11 protein-coding genes are annotated in these 17286 nt (G+C 67.7%); 5 read left to right on the top strand and 6 right to left on the bottom strand.

Going from position 1 to position 17286, the window contains the following annotated elements:
- From E1261_RS03810 to E1261_RS03795, 4 genes are all read right to left on the bottom strand, one after another.
- Nucleotides 1-839, bottom strand: an 839-nt coding sequence (locus tag E1261_RS03810; protein ID WP_132401851.1) for an ABC transporter ATP-binding protein, incomplete at its 3' end; no start/stop codon positions are given.
- Nucleotides 836-1609, bottom strand: a complete 774-nt coding sequence (gene modB, locus E1261_RS03805; protein WP_132401881.1) for a molybdate ABC transporter permease subunit — start codon at nucleotides 1607-1609, stop codon at nucleotides 836-838. The genes E1261_RS03810 and modB, both read right to left, overlap by 4 nt.
- 29 nt (nucleotides 1610-1638) lie before the next feature.
- Nucleotides 1639-2409, bottom strand: coding sequence for a molybdate ABC transporter substrate-binding protein (gene modA, locus E1261_RS03800; RefSeq protein ID WP_132401848.1), 771 nt, complete (start codon nucleotides 2407-2409; stop codon nucleotides 1639-1641).
- Nucleotides 2409-2810 carry a TOBE domain-containing protein gene (locus E1261_RS03795; protein ID WP_238175992.1) on the bottom strand — a complete coding sequence of 134 codons (402 nt, stop codon included), beginning with the start codon at nucleotides 2808-2810 and terminating at the stop codon, nucleotides 2409-2411. The genes modA and E1261_RS03795 overlap by 1 nt, the downstream gene beginning before the upstream one ends.
- A 96-nt stretch (nucleotides 2811-2906) precedes the next feature.
- Here E1261_RS03795 and E1261_RS03790 point away from each other — a divergent pair, with 96 nt between their 5' ends.
- The 3 genes from E1261_RS03790 to E1261_RS03780 all read left to right on the top strand — a co-directional run bounded on the left by E1261_RS03790 (nucleotide 2907) and on the right by E1261_RS03780 (nucleotide 9120).
- On the top strand, nucleotides 2907-4829 hold the full coding sequence (locus E1261_RS03790) for an acyl-CoA dehydrogenase family protein (protein WP_132401842.1): 1923 nt from the start codon (nucleotides 2907-2909) through the stop codon (nucleotides 4827-4829).
- A complete protein-coding gene (locus tag E1261_RS03785) occupies nucleotides 4822-5439 on the top strand; it encodes a hypothetical protein (RefSeq protein WP_132401839.1) in 618 nt (205 codons plus the stop codon). Before E1261_RS03790 ends, E1261_RS03785 begins: the two co-directional genes overlap by 8 nt.
- A gap of 474 nt (nucleotides 5440-5913) precedes the next feature.
- The gene (locus tag E1261_RS03780; protein ID WP_132401836.1) at nucleotides 5914-9120 is read left to right on the top strand and encodes a phosphodiester glycosidase family protein; all 3207 of its coding nucleotides are present in this window, start codon (nucleotides 5914-5916) and stop codon (nucleotides 9118-9120) included.
- Here the strand turns inward: E1261_RS03780 and E1261_RS03775 are convergent.
- Complete coding sequence (locus E1261_RS03775; RefSeq protein ID WP_272948547.1) at nucleotides 9117-11645, bottom strand: bifunctional FO biosynthesis protein CofGH; 2529 nt, start codon at nucleotides 11643-11645, stop codon at nucleotides 9117-9119. The two genes, E1261_RS03780 and E1261_RS03775, sit on opposite strands and share 4 nt — an antisense overlap.
- Nucleotides 11646-11736: 91 nt before the next feature.
- Between E1261_RS03775 and E1261_RS03770 the strand changes: the two genes are divergently transcribed.
- Nucleotides 11737-12279, top strand: coding sequence for a TetR/AcrR family transcriptional regulator (locus tag E1261_RS03770; RefSeq protein WP_132401833.1), 543 nt, complete (start codon nucleotides 11737-11739; stop codon nucleotides 12277-12279).
- Between the two features lie 70 nt (nucleotides 12280-12349).
- Nucleotides 12350-14218 (top strand): ABC transporter permease, encoded by a 1869-nt coding sequence (locus tag E1261_RS03765; RefSeq protein ID WP_132401830.1) that lies wholly within the window; start codon nucleotides 12350-12352, stop codon nucleotides 14216-14218.
- 376 nt (nucleotides 14219-14594) lie between these two features.
- Here the strand turns inward: E1261_RS03765 and E1261_RS03760 are convergent, their stop codons facing one another.
- Nucleotides 14595-17156 (bottom strand): GH116 family glycosyl-hydrolase, encoded by a 2562-nt coding sequence (locus E1261_RS03760; RefSeq protein ID WP_132401827.1) that lies wholly within the window; start codon nucleotides 17154-17156, stop codon nucleotides 14595-14597.
- Nucleotides 17157-17286: the final 130 nt, after the last annotated feature.

Here is a 17286-nt window from a genome sequence, read left to right as displayed (position 1 = left end):
GGGTAGAGGCTTACGGCGGTGGGTGGGAAGGCTACGTGGACTGGGCCTTGGGCTGGTTCGGCGAGGGTGATGGTGCCGCCGGTGGGGAGGGTGACCGTGGTGCCGTTGGCGGTGCCTCGGTAGAGGTTCAGGCCTACTAGTTGGGCTACGTAGTCGGTGCGGGGATGGCGGGCTATGTCGGTGGGGGTGCCGGACTGGACCATGCGGCCGTTCTCGATGATGACCAGGCGGTCGGCCAGGACCATGGCGTCCAGGGGGTCGTGGGTGACCAGGAGAGTGCGGCCGGGGAAGCGTTCCAGGTGTTGGCCGAGTTCGGCGCGGACGTGGAGCGTTGTGCTCGCGTCTAGGGCGGCCAGTGGCTCGTCCAGGAGCAGTACGTCGGGGCTGGTGGCCAGCGCGCGCACCAGGGCTACCCGTTGGGCTTGGCCGCCGGAGAGGGTGCGGGGGCGGGTGCGGGCGTAGGAGGTGAGGCCGACGGTATCCAGCCAGCGGGCGGCTTCGGTGCGGGCTACGTGTTTGTCGACGCCGCGGGCGCGCAGGCCGAAGGCTACGTTCTCAAGGCACGAGAGGTGGTTGAAGAGAAGGTAGTCCTGGAAGACGACGCCGATCGGACGGCGGTCCGGTGGGCGGAAGGTGCGGGGTGGCGCGTCCCAGGTCTCGTCGTCCAGCGCGATGCGTCCGGACCCCAGAGGGAGCAGGCCGGCGATAGCGCGCAGTGCTGTGCTTTTGCCGGCGCCGTTCGGTCCGAGCAGCGCAACGACTTCGCCGGGAGCGATGGTGAGGTCCAGATCGAGGTCGAACGAACCACGGGTCACCCGGAGGTCGGCGTACAGAGTCATCGCAGCCCACCGATCCAGCGCTCGCGCAGAGACGCCAGGACGATGACGGACACCAGTAGCAACACAAGGCTCAGTACGACGGCCACATCCGGATCGGTCTCCAAGGCCAGATAGACCGCCAGCGGCATGGTCGTCGTACGGCCCGGGAAGTTGCCGGCAAACGTGATGGTGGCTCCGAACTCGCCCAACGCGCGGGCCCAGCACAGCACGGTTCCGGCGACCACACCGGGCGCAATAGAAGGCAGTGTGACCCGGCGGAATGTCAGCCAGCGACCAGCGCCGAGCGTGGCGGCTGCTTCCTCGTAGCGCGGGTCTGCTGCCCGCAGTGCACCCTCGACCGAGATCACCAGGAACGGCATGGCCACAAAGGCCTCAGCAACGATCACTCCGGCCGTGGTGAACGGAAGGGAGAAGCCGAACCAGGTGTCGAGGTGCTCACCGACCAGTCCGCGTCGGCCGAGCACCAGCAGCAACGCAACGCCACCAACCACGGGCGGCAGCACCAGGGGGACGGTCACCAGTGCCCTGATGAGACCGCGGCCCGGGAACTCACCTCTGGCCAGCAACCAAGCTAGTGGGATGCCCAGCAACAGGCACAGCACGGTAGCGGCGGTCGCACAGACCAGAGACAGCCGCAGCGCCGTCCATACGTCTGCACTGAACAAACGACTCGGCAACGTTGACCAAGGCGCCCGGGCGAGCAATCCGATCAGTGGGATCAGCAGAAACGCCAGACCGAGCAGCGCAGGCAGCAGGAGCACGAGAGGCAGTCGCCCACTCGTACTTCTGCTGCGTCGACTCACGGTGCGTTGAACCCTGCGGCCGCAAGGACAGCCTTGCCCTTGTCCGAAAGGACGTAGTCGACGAACGCCTTGGCGCCGGCCGCGTTTGGTGCCTTGCTCAACGTGGCGATCGGGTACTCGTTGATCGCCTTGCCCGCCTCAGGGAACTCGATTCCGTCCACCTTGTCCTTGGCCGCGAGCACGTCCGTCTTGTAGACGAGTGCCGCGTCGACCTCACCCAGGCTGACCTTGGTGAGCGCAGCCTTCACGTCCTGCTCCAGACTGTCCGGCTGCGGCGTCAGCCCGACCGCCTTGAACACCTTGTCCGCCGCCACACCGCACGGCACCTGCGCGGCGCACAGTGCGATCTTCCTGTTCTTATCCGTGAAGTCTTTCAGCCCGGTGACCTTGCCCGGGTTGCCCTTCGGTACGGCGATCTCCAGCGAGTTCGTCACGAACGTCGTCGGTGCGCCCTTGTCGGTCACCTGGTCCATGTTCTTCGGCGCTGCGGAGGCAAAAACGTCAGCCGGTGCACCCTGGTTGATCTGCTGGGCCAGAGCCGAGCTGCCCGCGAAGTTGAAGACCACCTTGACGCCGGGGTGCGCTGCCTCGAAGTCCTTGCCCAGCTTGGTGAACGTGCCGGTCAGCGACGCCGCCGCGAACACGGTGACGGTGCCGGAGACCGCCGTACCGTCACCGGACTGGGATGAGGCGGCCGGCTGGTCGGTGCCACAGCCGGTCAGGGTCAGGGCGACGACGGCGGCGGCGAGGGCGGTACGGCGGAACATCAGGCCTCCGGGATTTCGACGACTACATGGGTGGACTTGATCGAGGCGACGGCGACCACGCCTGGTTCCAGACCGAGGTCGTCGGCGGCCTCGCGGCTCATCAGCGACACGACCCGGAACGGGCCTGCCTGCATCTCGACCTGCGCCATCACCCCGTCCTTGACGACGCGGGTGACGATCCCGCGCATCCGGTTCCGGGCCGAGGTGGTGTGGCCCGGCTCCGGGGTCTCGGCCAGTTCCTGGGCGAACGCCGCCAGCGCCCTCCCGTCGACGGCCATCCGGCCGCCGTCCTGAATCGACGACAATCGGCCCTGATCGATCCAGCGGCGAACGGTGTCATCACTCACACCGAGGAGCGCTGCTGCCTCACTGATCCGCAAATTCGGCACGTTCGACAGCATACTGCCGCAACTGCGTCCACAGCTCCGGATCTTAGAGTTGTCCACAAGCCGTAATTGGTCACCGAAAGTGGGGGCGAATCCGCATATGTTGTTGGTATGAGGACATCGGGGATGCGGGACTATCTGGACGGGCCGCACAAGGCGGCCCGCGACGTCGTGCGGGCCGGCTTGGCGGCGAACGCGGAGCTGTTCGAGTTCGCCGTGCGGCAGCCGCGCGACGAGTATCGGGAGACTGTGCTGCAGATGCTGCAGGCGATCACCGCGCAGGGCCATCCTGCCCGCGGCTTCCCCAAGGAGTACGGCGGCGAGGGCGACCTCGGTGGGTACATCGCGGGCTTCGAGACCCTCGCCTTCGGGGACCTGTCGCTGATGGTGAAGGCCGGTGTGCAGTTCGGTCTGTTCGCGGGCGCGATCCTGCATCTCGGCACCGAGCAGCACCACGAGGCCTACCTCGCCGATGCGATCGGCGGCCGCCTGCTCGGCTGCTTCGCGATGACCGAGACCGGGCACGGCTCGAACGTCCAGGCGCTCGGGACGACGGCGACGTACGACGCTGCGACCGGCGAGTTCGTCATCCACACGCCGTCAGCGGCCGCCCGCAAGGACTACATCGGCAATGCGGCTCGGCATGGGCGGATGGCGGCCGTGTTCGCCCAGCTCGTCGTCGGTGGCGAGACGCATGGCGTGCACTGTCTGCTGGTGCCCATCCGCGATGAGGACGGTACGGCGCTGCCGGGCGTGACGCTGTCCGACTGCGGACCGAAGCTGGGGCTGAACGGTGTCGACAACGGGCGGATCGTCTTCGACAACGTCCGGGTGCCGCGCGAGGCATTACTCGACCGCTATGCCCAGGTCGATGCCGATGGCAACTACCACAGCGAGATCGAGAACCCGGACCGCCGGTTCTTCACGATGCTCGGCACGCTGGTCCAGGGCCGGGTGTCGGTCGGCGGTGCCGCGATCAGCGCGAGCAAGGTAGCGCTGGAGATCGCCATCCGGTATGCGGCGCAGCGACGGCAGTTCGGCGCACCGGGGAGCGATGAGGAGACGCTGCTGCTGGACTACCGGATGCACCAGCGTCGACTCCTGCCGTTGCTCGCGAGGACGTATGCGCTGCACTTCGCCCAGGGCGCGCTGGTCGACGAGTTCGTCCGGGTGTTCGGGGACGGTAGTAGTGAGCACGACCGGCGGGCGCTGGAGGCACAGGCTGCTGGGACGAAGGCTGTCGGGACGTGGCACGCGACCGAGACGATCCAGATGTGCCGGGAGGCGTGCGGCGGCGCGGGCTACCTCGCGGAGAATCGGCTGGCGACACTGAAGGCGGACACCGATGTGTTCACCACCTTCGAGGGCGACAACACCGTGCTGTTGCAGCTGGTCGCGAAGGGGCTGCTGACCGACTACCGAGAGTCGTTCGGGAAGCTGGATCCGCTCGGGACAGCTCGCTTCATCGCGGCTCAGGCGGTCGAGATAGCGGTCGAGAAGACCGCGTTGCGACCGCTCATCGATCGGCTGCGCGACGTCGTACCGAATCGGAACGATCCGAGTGATCCGGATGCCGGGCTGCGCGACGATGCCTACCACTCCGGGCTGCTGCGGTTCCGTGAGCAGCACATGCTGTCCGGGGTCGCGCGCCGGCTGAAGGCCGGGATCGACGCCGGGGACGGGGCGTTCGACGTGTTCAACCGCTGCCAGGACCACGTCATCGCGGCCGGCCGGGCGCATGTCGACCGGGTCGTGCTGGAGGCCTTCCAGGCGGCGGTGGAGGGAGCACCCGAGGAGATCCAGGAGGTGCTGAAGGACGTCTACGACCTGCACGCCTTGTCGACCATCGAGTCCGACCGGGCGTGGTATCTCGAGCACGGACGGTTGTCACCGGCCCGTTCGAAGGCGATCACCGCCCTGGTGAACGAGTTGTGCGGCGTCGTCCGGCCGGTCGCGGTCGAGCTCGTGGAGGCGTTCGGCGTACCGGGCGCGGCGGTGCAGGTGCCGATGGTTGTACCGTCACAGCATGAGTGAGTCGATCGAACCCGCGTCGGCTGCCGAGGCCGCCCGCGAACTCGCCCGGGTGCTGCTGGAGCAGGCCGATGCCCTCGACCTGCACGATCTGCGGGCCACCACAGCGATCGAGAACGTGCGTGTCCAGGCCAGAGTGCTGGCCGACGCGGTCAACGAGCGTGGCTGGGGTGACATCTTCCTCGGGATCGACTCCTATGACCCCGACGAGCTGGAGGACCTGCCGCTCGGACCGGACGACTTCGACGATCCCGACGATTACCGGGAGATCGTTGCGGGCGATGACCTCGATGATCTCGAGGAGGTGCTGTTGCCGGAGGACGGAGTCCGGCTCAGCTACCAGGCTCGCTACGACTTCGTGGTGACGGACCCGGAGGCGTTCGTGCGCTACGTCCGCGGCCGCGCGCACGAAGCACAGAACGACGAGGTCGTGGACGACGTCGAGGACGTGCAGTCGGCGTTCGAGCTGCTCTGCTACCTCGACGGCCTCGGATCCCGCGAGTACGACCAGGACGGCCTCACCCCGGCCGGCGGCGAGGAGTCGCACAAGATCGTCGAGTTCTCCCTGTGGGACCTCGACCCGACCCGGCGCGACGACACCTACCCGTACTGACTCCGCAGCGCTCTTCTCCTCCGTCTTGTTGTTGCGGAAGGCAACATATAGACGGAGCGTAGTTGGAAAGATACTCAGCGTTGCCTTGTTCAAAGGCAATGCAAATGTTTGAACCGAGCAGTAGCCGGTTCTTGTGGCCGCATGACAACGTTCTGTTGTCAGCGACGGACGGGTCGCCGACACCAGGCTCCAGGCGGAACAGCCGACGTACTCCCGTCCGTGACCGGAAATGCACCTCCCCTGCCGGTTACGGAATGAGACGACGACTCCGCCCTCCTTCGGGCCGACTGCCCTCTCGGGGCAACAGCAGGACGCCGGTCGCGCCATCAGCGGTGCCGGTCGCCAGTGAGGTGGCGACCGACACCCGGCGCGACCGGCGTTTCTTATTCGGTGTTCGTTCACCGTGATAAGTCTGGCGTGAACATCTGTCGGCGCGGTTGACTTGGGTCGTCAATCGTTGACGATGGAGGTCTTGTGCGTGCCTTGTCGGTGGTGGGGATCGTCGTGGCGGCCGGTTTGGTCGGGCCGGGAGTGGTGGCGAGTGCGCGGGCTGTTGAGCAGCCGGTTGTCAGTCAGCTGCAGACTTATGAGCGGAGTCGGCCGGTTGCGCCTGGGGTGACAGCGGGGGCGTTGGAGACGTTTGATGCGCGGGGGTGGCAGCAGGGCAATACCTTGACCGTCGATCTGACCAAGGGGGCACGGATCGACTATCTGTCGGCGGGGAAGGTCAGCTCGACCAAGCCGATCGATCAGCAGGCCAATGAGGTCGGCGCGGTGGCTGCGGTGAACGCGGACTTCTTCGACATCAACAACTCGGGTGCGCCGCTCGGGCCGGCGGTCGCCGACGGCAAGCTGGTGAAGTCGCAGTCGGAGGATCCGTATCGTGCGGTCGCCTTCGATCAGCGCGGTGTCGGGCGCATCCTCGAGGTGCTCTTCGACGGTACGGCGGGTTCGTACCGTCTCGATCGTCTGAACAGCCCGACCATCGGCAAGGACGAGATCGGCGCCTTCACCGCGTTGTGGGGCAGCTATTCGCGGGCCCAGGCCGGAGCGACCAAGGTGGTCGAGGTGGTGATAACCGGCGACACCGTGACCGCGATCAACCCCACCGCCGGTGCCGGCGAGATCCCGGCCGGTACGACGATCCTGGTCGGACGGGAAGCCGGTGCGGACGAACTCGGCACGCTGAAGCTCGGCGACAAGCTCCCCGTCACCTTCAAGCCGCGCGCCTCCGACGGCAGCACGATCCGGACCGCGGTCGGCGCGCACGCGCTGCTCGTCGACCAAGGCAAGCCGCAACCCGTCGACGACACCGTGTACGCCGGTCGCACCGGCCTCGGCTTCTCGGCCGACGGCAAGAAACTGATCGTCGTGACCATCGACAGCAACCGAGTCACCCACAGCCGGGGCGCGACGCTGGCCGAGATGGGCAAGATCCTCGCGGCCCGAGGCGCGTACGTCGGTGTCGAGCTGGATGGCGGTGGCTCGTCGACCCTCGTCTCCAGGCGACCGGGCGAGGCGAAGGTCGAGGTCGACAATGTCCCCGGCGACGGTTCGATCCGCCCGGTGCCGAACGGCCTTGCGGTCATGGGCCCCAAAGGCAGCGGCCGGATCCACGGCATCTGGGTCGAGACCGCGGCCGACGGCCGGACCGCTCCGGGTAATGCGCCGGTCCCGGGTGGACGCCCCGATCGCGTGTTCGCCGGGACCACGCGCACGGTGACAGGGACGCCGTACGACGAGAGTTTTGGGCCGGTGAAGTTGCAGCCGCACGTGTTCTGGTCGGCCTCGCGGGGGACTGTGCGGGACGGTGTGTTCACCGCGCGCACGCCGGGTCGGGCAACTGTCCGGGCGATCGCGGCAGGTGGCCAGGGGAGTACCGAGTTGGAGGTGCTGGGGCCGCTGACGCGGATCGCGCCGACCAGTGCGACGCTGAACCTGACGGGTGCCGGCACCTTCGGTCTGGTCGGATTCGATGCCCTCGGCAACTCGGCGCCGGTGGAACCGCGCGATGTCGAGCTGACCTACGACGAGAGCCTGTTGACGATCACGCCGACCGCGGACGGCCGGTTCGGGATCACGCCGAAGAAGGATTCCGGCGCAGCCGTTGTGTCGGCGCGGATCGGTACGGCGCAGGCGGCGATCGCGGTCTCGGTCGGGGTCGAGAAGCGCATCATCGAGACCTTCGACACTGCCGAAAAGTGGACGTCGGGGTCGGCGCGGGCCACGGTATCGGTGAGCAAGACGCCGGACGGTCAGGACGGGCCCGGGTTGAAGCTGGCCTACGACTTCGGGCAGTCCACGCTGACCCGGAACGCGATCGCGATCTCGCCGGCGCCGCTCGGTGACGCTGAGCAGGCACGCGCCTTCGGGGTCTCGATCTTCGGGCATGGGAAGGGTGAGTGGACCGCGTTCGGTCTCGTCGACGCGACCGGGAAGCTGACCGCCGTCTACGGCCCCTATGTCACCTGGAACGGGTGGCAGACGGTCGAACTCCCTGTGCCAGAAGGGCTTCCGCAGCCGGTGCGCTTGCGTCGGGTCTACACGCTGGAGACGAAGGCGGCCGCGCAGTACCAAGGTGAGATCGTGATCGACAACGCCTACGTGAAGGCCGCTCCGGCGGTCAGTGCGCCCGCGCCTGCCAAGGTGGTCGACCCATTGATCCAGACCGCCCGGGCGGTCGACGGCCGGGACTGGCGGTTCGCGGTGATGTCGGATGCACAGTTCGTGGCGCGCGATCCGAATTCACCGTTGGTGCAGGCGGCCCGCCGTACTCTGCGCGAGATCAAGGCCGCGAAACCGGACTTCTTCGTGATCGCCGGTGACTTCGTGGACGAGGCGACCGAGGCGGACTTCCAGCTGGCCAAGCGGATTCTCGACGAGGAGATCGGTACGTCGGTGCCGTACTACTACGTGCCCGGGAATCACGAGGTGATGGGTGCGGCGATCACGAACTTCGAGAAGTACTTCGGTGCGACGCAGCGGGTGTTCGATCACCGCGGGACGCGTTTCATCACGCTCAACTCGGCGTCGGGAACCCTGCGGGGTGGTGGATTCGACCAGATCGCCATGCTGCGTGGGGCTCTGGATCACGCGGCGAAGGATCGAGCGATCAACTCCGTGGTGGTGATCGAGCATCACCCGCCGCGGGACCCGACCCCGGCCCGCAACAGCCAGCTGGGCGATCGGCACGAGGCTGCGCTGCTCGAGAAGTGGCTGGCCGACTTCCAGCACTCGACCGGGAAGGGCGCGGCGTTCATCGGCGGTCATGTCGGGACGTTCAGCGCGGCCCACGTCGATGGCGTGCCGTACCTGATCAACGGGAACTCGGGGAAGGCGCCGGCCACCGCTCCGGAGGACGGCGGATTCACCGGCTGGACGATGTTCGGGGTCGATCGGCGCGGGAAGGACTGGCTGTCTGCGCAGATTCGTCCGCATGTGGACGAGCTGACCCTGGAGGTCCCGAGCACGATCCGGCGTGGCGAATCCGTGCCGGTGAAAGCCACGCTGACTCAGGGCAGTCGCGCCGTACCGGTTGGTTATCCGGTCAGCGTCGACTGGTCGACCAGCCGGAATCTGAAGTACCACGACGGCACCGTCACCGCACTCAGGAAGGGTGCGGCGACGGTGACGGTCGAGGTGAACGGCGTCCGGCGGACCGCCGCTCTGACGATCAACTAGGCGAGTTCCAGCAGGGTGTTGGAGCGGGGAGCGACCTCGCCGTACGTCGTGGTGCGTTGGCGGGCCGGGCGGCCGGCGGCGGTCGCCATCGCGGTGAGCTCCTCGATGGACTTGCGGGATCCGTGCTTGGAGCCGGCCATCCGGCTGATGGTCTCCTCCATCAGGGTGCCGCCGATGTCGTTGACGCCGCCGTTGAGGACGGCGACGCAGCCGTCGACCCCGAGCTTGACCCAGGAGCACTGGATGTTGTCGATCCGGCCGTGCAGCATGATCCGCGACATCGCGTGCACGGCGCGGTTCTCGTCGTACGTCGGGCCCGGGCGGGCGACGCCGGCCAGGTAGATCGGCGAGTTCTGGTGGATGAACGGCAGCAGCACGAACTCGGTGAATCCGCCGGTCTGGTCCTGGACCTGGGCGATGGTGCGCAGGTGCTGGACCCAGTGCCGCGGTTCGTCGACGTGGCCGTACATCATCGTCGAGCTGGACGGCAGACCGACCTTGTGGGCGGTGCTGATGACCTCGATCCAGCTTGCCGTCGGCAACTTTCCCTTGGTGAGGATCCAGCGGACGTCGTCGTCGAGGATCTCGGCGGCGGTGCCCGGGATGCTGTCCAGCCCGGCCTCCTTGACCGAGATCAGGAACTCCTCGATCGACAAGCCGGTGCGGACCGAGCCGTTGACGATCTCCATCGGCGAGTACGCGTGGACATGCATCTGCGGGACGCGGTCCTTGATCGCACGGACGAGATCCGCGTACGCCGTACCGGGCAGGTCGGGGTGGATACCGCCCTGCATGCAGACCTCGCTGGCCCCGATCACCCAGGCTTCTTCGGCGCGCTGGGCGACTTCGTCCATCGACAGTGAGTAGGCGTCGGCATCGGTACGGCGCTGGGCGAACGCGCAGAACCGGCAGCCGGTGTAGCAGACGTTGGTGAAGTTGATGTTCCGGTTCACGACGTAGGTGACATCGTCCCCGACAACCTCCTTGCGCAGGTCGTCCGCGATCTTCGCGAGGTGATCGAGCGCCGGGCCGGTCACGGTCATCAGGGTGAGCGCTTGAGCGTCGGTCAGACCGGCCGGGTCGTCGGCGGCCGCGGCGAGTGCGGCCTTCACGTCGGCGTCGATCCGCTCAGGTGCACTCTCGGCGGAGCGGCGGGCGGCGACGTCTTCGCGGATGACGTCCCAGTCGCCGTAAGCGGCGTCGAAGTCGGAGCGGGTCTCGGTACGGCGGCCCTCGGTGTCGATGGCGGTGTGGAGGTCGGTGCGGCCGACGCTGTCCCAGCCGCCGTCGGGTTCCTGCCAGGGCAGGCCCTTCGGCATCGCGGATTCGTTGGCCAGACCGGTCTCGGGGTCGATCAGCGCCTCGACATGCGAGATCAGGCGCGGGTCGAGCCACGGCTCACGCAGGTACTCCGGATGCGCGGTCAACCGCTCGCGCAGTACGAAACCAGCATCCGCCGTCACCTTGGCCAGGTCGTCGATCTGCGGCCACGGGCGCTCGGGGTTGACGTGATCCGGGGTCAGCGGCGAGACGCCCCCGAAGTCGTCGACACCGGCATCCAGCAGCGCGCGGCACTCGGCCAGGTCGACGAGGTTCGGCGGAGCCTGCACGCGCACTCGCGGCCCGAGCACGATCCGGGTCGCCGCGATCGCGGCCAGCCACTCATCCAGCGGTACGTCGGCATCGTTGCGCATCGCGGTGTCCGGCTTCACGCGGAACCCCTGGATGATCACTTCCTGAATGCCGTTGTACTGCCGCGCGATCTTCCGCAGCGCGAAGATCGAATCTGCTCGTTCGGTCAGATTCTCCCCGATACCGATCAACAGACCGGTCGTGAACGGAACATTCGATCGTCCTGCATCCTCGAGCACCCGCAGCCGGATCGCCGGGTCCTTGTCCGGCGAACCGTAGTGCGGCTGGCCCTTCTCCTCGAACAACCGCCGCGACGTCGTCTCCAGCATCATGCCCATGCTCGGCGCGACCGGCTTCAGTCGCTGCAGGTCCTGCCACGACATCACGCCCGGGTTCAGGTGCGGCAGCAGCCCGGTCTCCTCCAGCACTCGGATCGACATCGCTCGGACATAGTCCAGCGTGCTGTCGTACCCGGCCTCCTCCAGCCACACCCGCGCCGCGTCCCACCGCTTCTCCGGCGCATCGCCCAGCGTGAACAGCGCTTCCTTGCACCCCATCGCCGCACCCTGCCGCGCGATCTCCAGCACCTCATCAGGCGACAGGTACGGCGCGTGCACCCGACCGGGCGTGGTCGCGAACGTGCAGTAGTGGCAGCGGTCCTGACACAACCGCGTCAGCGGAATGAAGACCTTCTTCGAGTACGTGATGATCCCCGGCCGGCCCGCATCGGCCAGCCCCTGGTCACGGACCCGGGCCGCGGTCGCCATCAAGGCCGTCAGCGCGGTCCCCGACGCGGTCAGCAGCACCTCCACCTCGGTCGGGTCGAGGGTCTTACCGTCGTCGGCCCGCTTCAGTGCGCGGCGCATCGCCGTACTCAGCTCGTTGGTTGTCACGTCACCAAAGCCTAGGGGCCGGAACGCGGCCGATCCCGCGATTCCGGCAGCCAAAAACAATCCGTACAACTGTCCTGATAGTTTGCCCATCATGACTGCTGACGGCCGCCGGAAACGCGGTGAGCTGCGGCGGAACGAGCTTCTGCAGGCCGTGGTCGAGGTGATCCGATGCGACGGAGTCGCAGGTGTGAGCCATCGCGCGGTCGCCGCGAAGGCCGATGTGTCGGTCGCGTCGATCACCTACCACTTCGCGACCCTCGACGATCTGCTCGTCGCGGCCCTGACCTGGGCGGCCGATGACCTGGCCGCCGAGCTGCACGGCTGGGGCAGCGAGCTGGGCCCCCGGCCGACCGACGAGCTGGCTCGGCTGATCGAACACAACCTGGTACGGCGACGCGGCCGCACGCTCGCGCTCTACGAGCTCTACCTGTACGCCGCTCGACGCCCGGAGCTCCGGTCTGCCGCAGCCGCCTGGCTGGAGCCGATGACCGACATCGCCCGGACCTTCACGGCGGATCCGAGGAAGGCGCAGCTCCTCGTAGCCGCGCTCGACGGGCTCCTGATGCAGTGCCTGATCGGTGCGCGCGAGGTCGACCGTGCTGACATCGCAGCGCTGCTCGACGTACTGCGGTAGCGCGCGAGCTACCCCAGGTGGGGCGTGTGGGCCAGCGCTGGCGCTGCGACTGCGCTGTTGGGTTGAGGGCATGCTCAGATTGTCGGTCGGTGCTGTGCGGGACAGGTGGCAGTTGTTCGCCGGAGCGGTCGTGGCGGTGGCTCTCGGTGTCGGACTGGTTCAGTCGGGTCTGCAGATGCTGGCCGCCACCGGACGGCCCGTGCTGCCGGCCGGACTGTCGGCGTACCAGCGTGCACAGATCCGTGAGGGCTACGTGGGCGCCGGAACGCTCTTGGGGATGTCGGTGATGCTTGCGGTGTTTCTGACCGTGTTCATCGTCAGTACGACGTTTGGGTTCACTGTGGTGCAGCGGCGGCGCGAACTCGGGCTGCTGCGGCTGGTCGGAGCGCAGCGCGGGTATCTGTGCCTGATGCTGGTCTGCGAGGCCGCACTGCTCGGTCTGGTCGGCAGTGCGGTCGGTGTGCCGGTCGGACTGCTCGCGACGTGGGTCCAGTCGGCACTGATGATCCAGCTCGGCATGTTGCCGGAGTGGTTCGCTGCCCCGTGGAGCCAGAGTGCGATGTGGGCCGCGATGATCGTCGGAGTCGGTACGGCGCTGACCGGCGTACTCGCGGCCGCGTGGCGTGCGTCTCGGGTCAACGCACTGGAGGCGCTGGCCGAGAGCCGTTCCTCGCAACGGGTGATGACCGGCTGGCGGTGGTTCGGGGGACTATCGGCTGCCGCGGCGACCGTGGCCATGGTGATTACTGCGCAGGCCGCGCGGGATCTGGTGGCCGGTCTGCTGATCGGACTGATGGTGCTGGTCAGTGGCTCGGTAGCGCTCAGCCAGCTCAGCCCGATCGTCGTACCGTGGGCCGGTCGGCTGCCGGCCGTGGTCCTCCGCGGTCATCTGATCGCGGACCTCGCCCGGGCCGGCGTCCTCCATGCTGTACGGCGAAGCGCGGCGACCGCGGCACCGCTGATCGTGCTGGTCGGACTGGTGGTCGGTATCTGGGGAACGTTCGGTTCGCAGGCCAAGGCCGTCGGGGTTGAGCAGGAGCGGTTGATCACGGCCGACCTGGTCGTCGACCGCGCGGTCCCGGCCGGCCCCGGGATCGCGGTCGTCTCGCCGCAGACCGCCGTACCGGTTGTGGTCTCGCGGGGTAAGAACACGGTGTATTCCGAGGCGGTCGGGATCGACCCGGTGGCGTATCAGCAGACACATGCACTGCGGCCGCGGAAGGGTTCGTTGGACAAGCTGTCCGGGCAGACGATCGCGATCGGGCCGGGGATGGCTGCCGAGGGGTTCAAACTCGGGTCGACGGTGTCCGTTGCCATGGGCAAGAAGAAGGTCGCGCTCAAGGTGGTGGCGATCATGCCGGAGACGCTCGATGTCAGCGAGAACTTCTTCGTCCCGTTGTCGTTGCTACCGGCTGGTGGTCGCACCGAGACGCTGGTGAAAGTTGCCCCAGGCATCGACCCGCGAGAGGTTGCGGCGGGGTTGCCGGGATCGGTTCAGACGGTTGGTGAGTGGGCGAAGGCTCGGGGTGATGCGCAGCAACGCAACAACACCGGCCTCTTCGCGGCGCTGATGGGGCTGGCCGGGATCTTCACCGCCGTCGCTGTCGTCAACGCCGTGGTGATGTCGACCGCGGACCGCCGCCGCGAGTTCGCCCTCGCCCGGATGGCCGGCCTCACCCGTCGCCAAGTCGTCGCCGTCGCCCTGACCGAGTCGGTCACCGTCGTCCTGACCGGCGTACTACTGGGCGCCGTCGTCGCAGTCGCAGCCCTCGCCGGCATAGCCGCCGGCCCCTACGGCTTTGCCGCGGTGGCGATGCCGTGGCGGCTCCTCGGGCTTATCCTCGGCGCAGCACTCCTGGTAGTCGGCGCGGCCGCGGCCGCCACCGCCTACCAAGCGACCAAACGGCGGCCGATCGCGCTGCTCGCCGCCCGCGAATAATCCTCCTAAGGACAGGACATGTCCCCGATCTGACACCCGGGCCGGGCTGGGCTGGGCGTAACGGGCTCGCCTACTACAGGTATACGTCCTGTTCTTGGGCAGGTCCGCACGCCGCCCGCTAACCCAACCCCCATTTCCCTGCCTAGCCACGGATATTGGGGGTTCTGCACCCGTAACCAGAGTGCAGAACCCCGCATTTGGCTGGCTACCCAGCCAAATGCGGTCTCCGGCCCGGCGTGCCAACTGGAACGGCAGGTGTCGGGGGTTGCCGGACCGCCACCACCGTCCAACGTTGCGCGGCTGACGTGGTTCACGCTCAGCACCTGCCGCTGGATGTGCTCGCGGGAAGGTTAGACGGTGGTGCAGGTCCGCTTCGTCAGGTGAAGGGGAGGGAGGAGCCGGCAGTGAGGGTGTCGGCTGTGACGGTGATGGGAGGTTCGCCGGGGAGGCTGAGGGAGGTGAGGAAGAGGGTGCCTTCGCGGACGTGGAGGCCGTTGGTATCGAGGGCGCCGAAGGCGTTGCCGGTGGACCAGAAGTGGGTTCCGGGGGTGCCGAAGTGCATGACGCCGGTGCGGCCGTCGTAGTCGAATCCGGTGAGGGCGACGACTGCGCCCCAGCTCGCCATCGCTCGCGCGTAGTGGTGACCGCATTCGGCCTCGTCGTACGGGTTGCGGCGCTCGCCGTCGTACCGGGCTCGGATGTCGGTGATCACCTGGAGACCCTCGTCGACCATGCCCTCCTGGATCAGGCCGACGGCGAGGATGTGTTCGAAGCCGGTCATCACTTCGCTGAAGTACGGGAACGGGCGCTCGGGGCGATTGCCGCGCGGATAGCTGCACATCAGTACGGCGGTCTCGTCGCCCAGCACGTAGCTGCGCATGTGGTTGAAGTGGCCGTGGAAACCATCCAGCCGGTTGTGGCGGAGGATGCTGGCCAAGGTCGTCCGCACGTGCTCGGGGTCGAGGAGTGAGTCGAAACCGGCGATCCGGGCGAGGTGCTGGCCGACGAGCTGGTCCACCAGACAACCGTCGCCGAGCTGGAGGACGGGGTTGGTCGGGTCCTCCGCGCCCATGGATTCGCGCAGGCCGGGTGCGACGTCGTCCGCCGAGGCCGGTGGGCGGATCTCGTGGCGGTAGTACTCGCCGTTGAACAGGTGCTCATCCGTCCAGGCACTGCCGTGGTCGAAGAGTCGGCGGCATTCGTCGGCGAGTTTGTCGTCGCCTTGGTAGCGGGCCATCTCCTCGGATGCGCGGAGCGCCGCGAGGTACCAGGACTGCATCTGCGGGTTGGGACCGTAGTACTCGACGTCCATCGTGTTGTGCTGGCAACCCTCCATCACGCCGTCGCGGTCGCCGTCCCAGCCGCCTTCGATCCAGCAGAACTCCAGCGCTCGCCGAGCTGCTGGCCAGAGGTTGTGGAGCAGTTCGTCGTCGCCGCTGAGTCGCCAGTCGCGGTACAGCTTCACGAGGCAGCCGAGCTGACCGTCGGCCGCGGCGACTCGCCAGTCCTGGGCGTTGGTCTCGAGCGGGAGGCCGACGCGGAAGCTCATCAGGCCCTGGTCGTCGGTGGCCTGGGCGAACTCGACCTCGCGGAAGGAACGGGCGATCTCGCCGAACAAGTACGGCGTCGCCTGTTCGTAGTTCCACACGTGTGTGCAGCTCCCGAAGCAGCTGCCGACATGATCCGAACAGCCTTCCCAGCCGAAGAACCGGCCGTCGGGGGTGCGGAAGACGGTCTGTGTGCGCAACGTGCTGAGGTTGAAGAGCGCGGCCTCTTTGACCGCGTCGGGGAGGTCGCTGGCGAGGAAGTCCGAGACGAAGGCGACGGTACGGCGTTCCAGATCGTCGAGCTGTGCTGCGAACCGGCAGACCGCGGTCCAGGCGTCGTCGGAGAGGGTCGTGTAGTGGTTGCCGACGAGGTCGGGCTTCTCCCAGGCGCGCCGGTTCGGGAAGTGCCAGCCGAGCAGGAAGGTGAAGCGCTCGGTCGCGCCGGGGGCGACAGTACGGCGATCTGCCACCGATGCGACCGGGGTATCGGAGGTGCTGGTCCGCTCGTCCAGTCGCCCGTCCGCGCTGAAGTCGTCCCAGAAGTCGAGCAGACTGTCACCCCACGTCCGATCCGCCCACCCGGTACGGCGGCTCACGTCCTGCCCGTCGAGTACCGCGAGCGCAATCGAGCCGAACTGCTCGGCATCGGAGGAGACCCCGCGGCTCTGGAGCAACACCCCGTCGGCCCGCGTCTCCTGCAACCCGCCGTCGGCCCCGCTCGCCGTGTCGGCTCCGCTCCCCGCGTCGGCCCCTCCTTCGGAGGTTGCCCCGGCCGCTCGGCGTTTGGGGAGGAGCCCGCCACCCCTTCCCATGCTGCCGGTTGCTCCGGTGTTGTAGTTGCCTGCGGCAACGTCGGTGGTGCCGTCGCGGCCGATGAAGTTTTGTAGGGAACCGGCCAGGGAGACCATCACCGGGTTGTCGGTGGGGTTGGTGACGGCGTACCGCAGGACGGCGACCGGCCACGAACTGGCCTCGACGTCGGTGGGGACGAACGGGGTGAACGCCTCGACGGCGAGCTCCACCGGTACGTCGTCGTCGCGCAAGGTCAGTCGCGCGAACGGGTACGCCGTACTGAAGCTGGCATCCCGGAAGCGCGGTAGGCCGTGGCTCTGGGCAGGGCTGCCGTGGGCGCCCTCGTATTCGCTGAGGTCGAGTGGGCCCTCGGCGGCGCGGGTGGTGACGGTTCCGTCGGCGGATTCGGTGCGGATCGCGAAGAACGCCGTACCGGGGTGGAAGCCCTTGGCCGGCCGGTTCACGATCTCCCAGTCCCGCAGATTGCCACGGCCGCCGAAGCTGACCGTCCCGGTCCCGATCCCGCCGAGCGGCAACGCGATCCGCCGCAACTGCCGCCCGGTGTACGTACGAAGCAAAGGCCACGCTGTCGCAGTCATACCCACCGACCCTAACCGCCATCCCCCACCACCGAAATCGGTCCCGCCCACTCGAGTGGACCTCTTTGTGCACCCACCAACCACGAATCCGCGCAGAGGATGGTCGATGGGTGCTCAAGGTGAACTCAAC

The sequence above is a fragment of the Kribbella albertanoniae genome (assembly GCF_004348455.1).
Classification (GTDB): Bacteria; Actinomycetota; Actinomycetes; order Propionibacteriales; family Kribbellaceae; genus Kribbella; species Kribbella albertanoniae.
The sequence above is the reverse complement of the archived record's forward strand: the minus strand, read 5'-3'. Positions and strand labels throughout refer to the sequence as shown.

Coding starts and splice junctions, on each gene's coding strand:
- E1261_RS03790 (WP_132401842.1), top strand. CDS start 2,907: ATGAGGACATCGGGGATGCGGGACTATCTGGACGGGCCGCACAAGGCG.
- modA (WP_132401848.1), bottom strand. CDS start 2,409: ATGTTCCGCCGTACCGCCCTCGCCGCCGCCGTCGTCGCCCTGACCCTG.
- E1261_RS03785 (WP_132401839.1), top strand. CDS start 4,822: ATGAGTGAGTCGATCGAACCCGCGTCGGCTGCCGAGGCCGCCCGCGAA.
- E1261_RS03765 (WP_132401830.1), top strand. CDS start 12,350: ATGCTCAGATTGTCGGTCGGTGCTGTGCGGGACAGGTGGCAGTTGTTC.
- E1261_RS03760 (WP_132401827.1), bottom strand. CDS start 17,156: ATGACTGCGACAGCGTGGCCTTTGCTTCGTACGTACACCGGGCGGCAG.
- E1261_RS03795 (WP_238175992.1), bottom strand. CDS start 2,810: ATGCTGTCGAACGTGCCGAATTTGCGGATCAGTGAGGCAGCAGCGCTC.
- E1261_RS03770 (WP_132401833.1), top strand. CDS start 11,737: ATGACTGCTGACGGCCGCCGGAAACGCGGTGAGCTGCGGCGGAACGAG.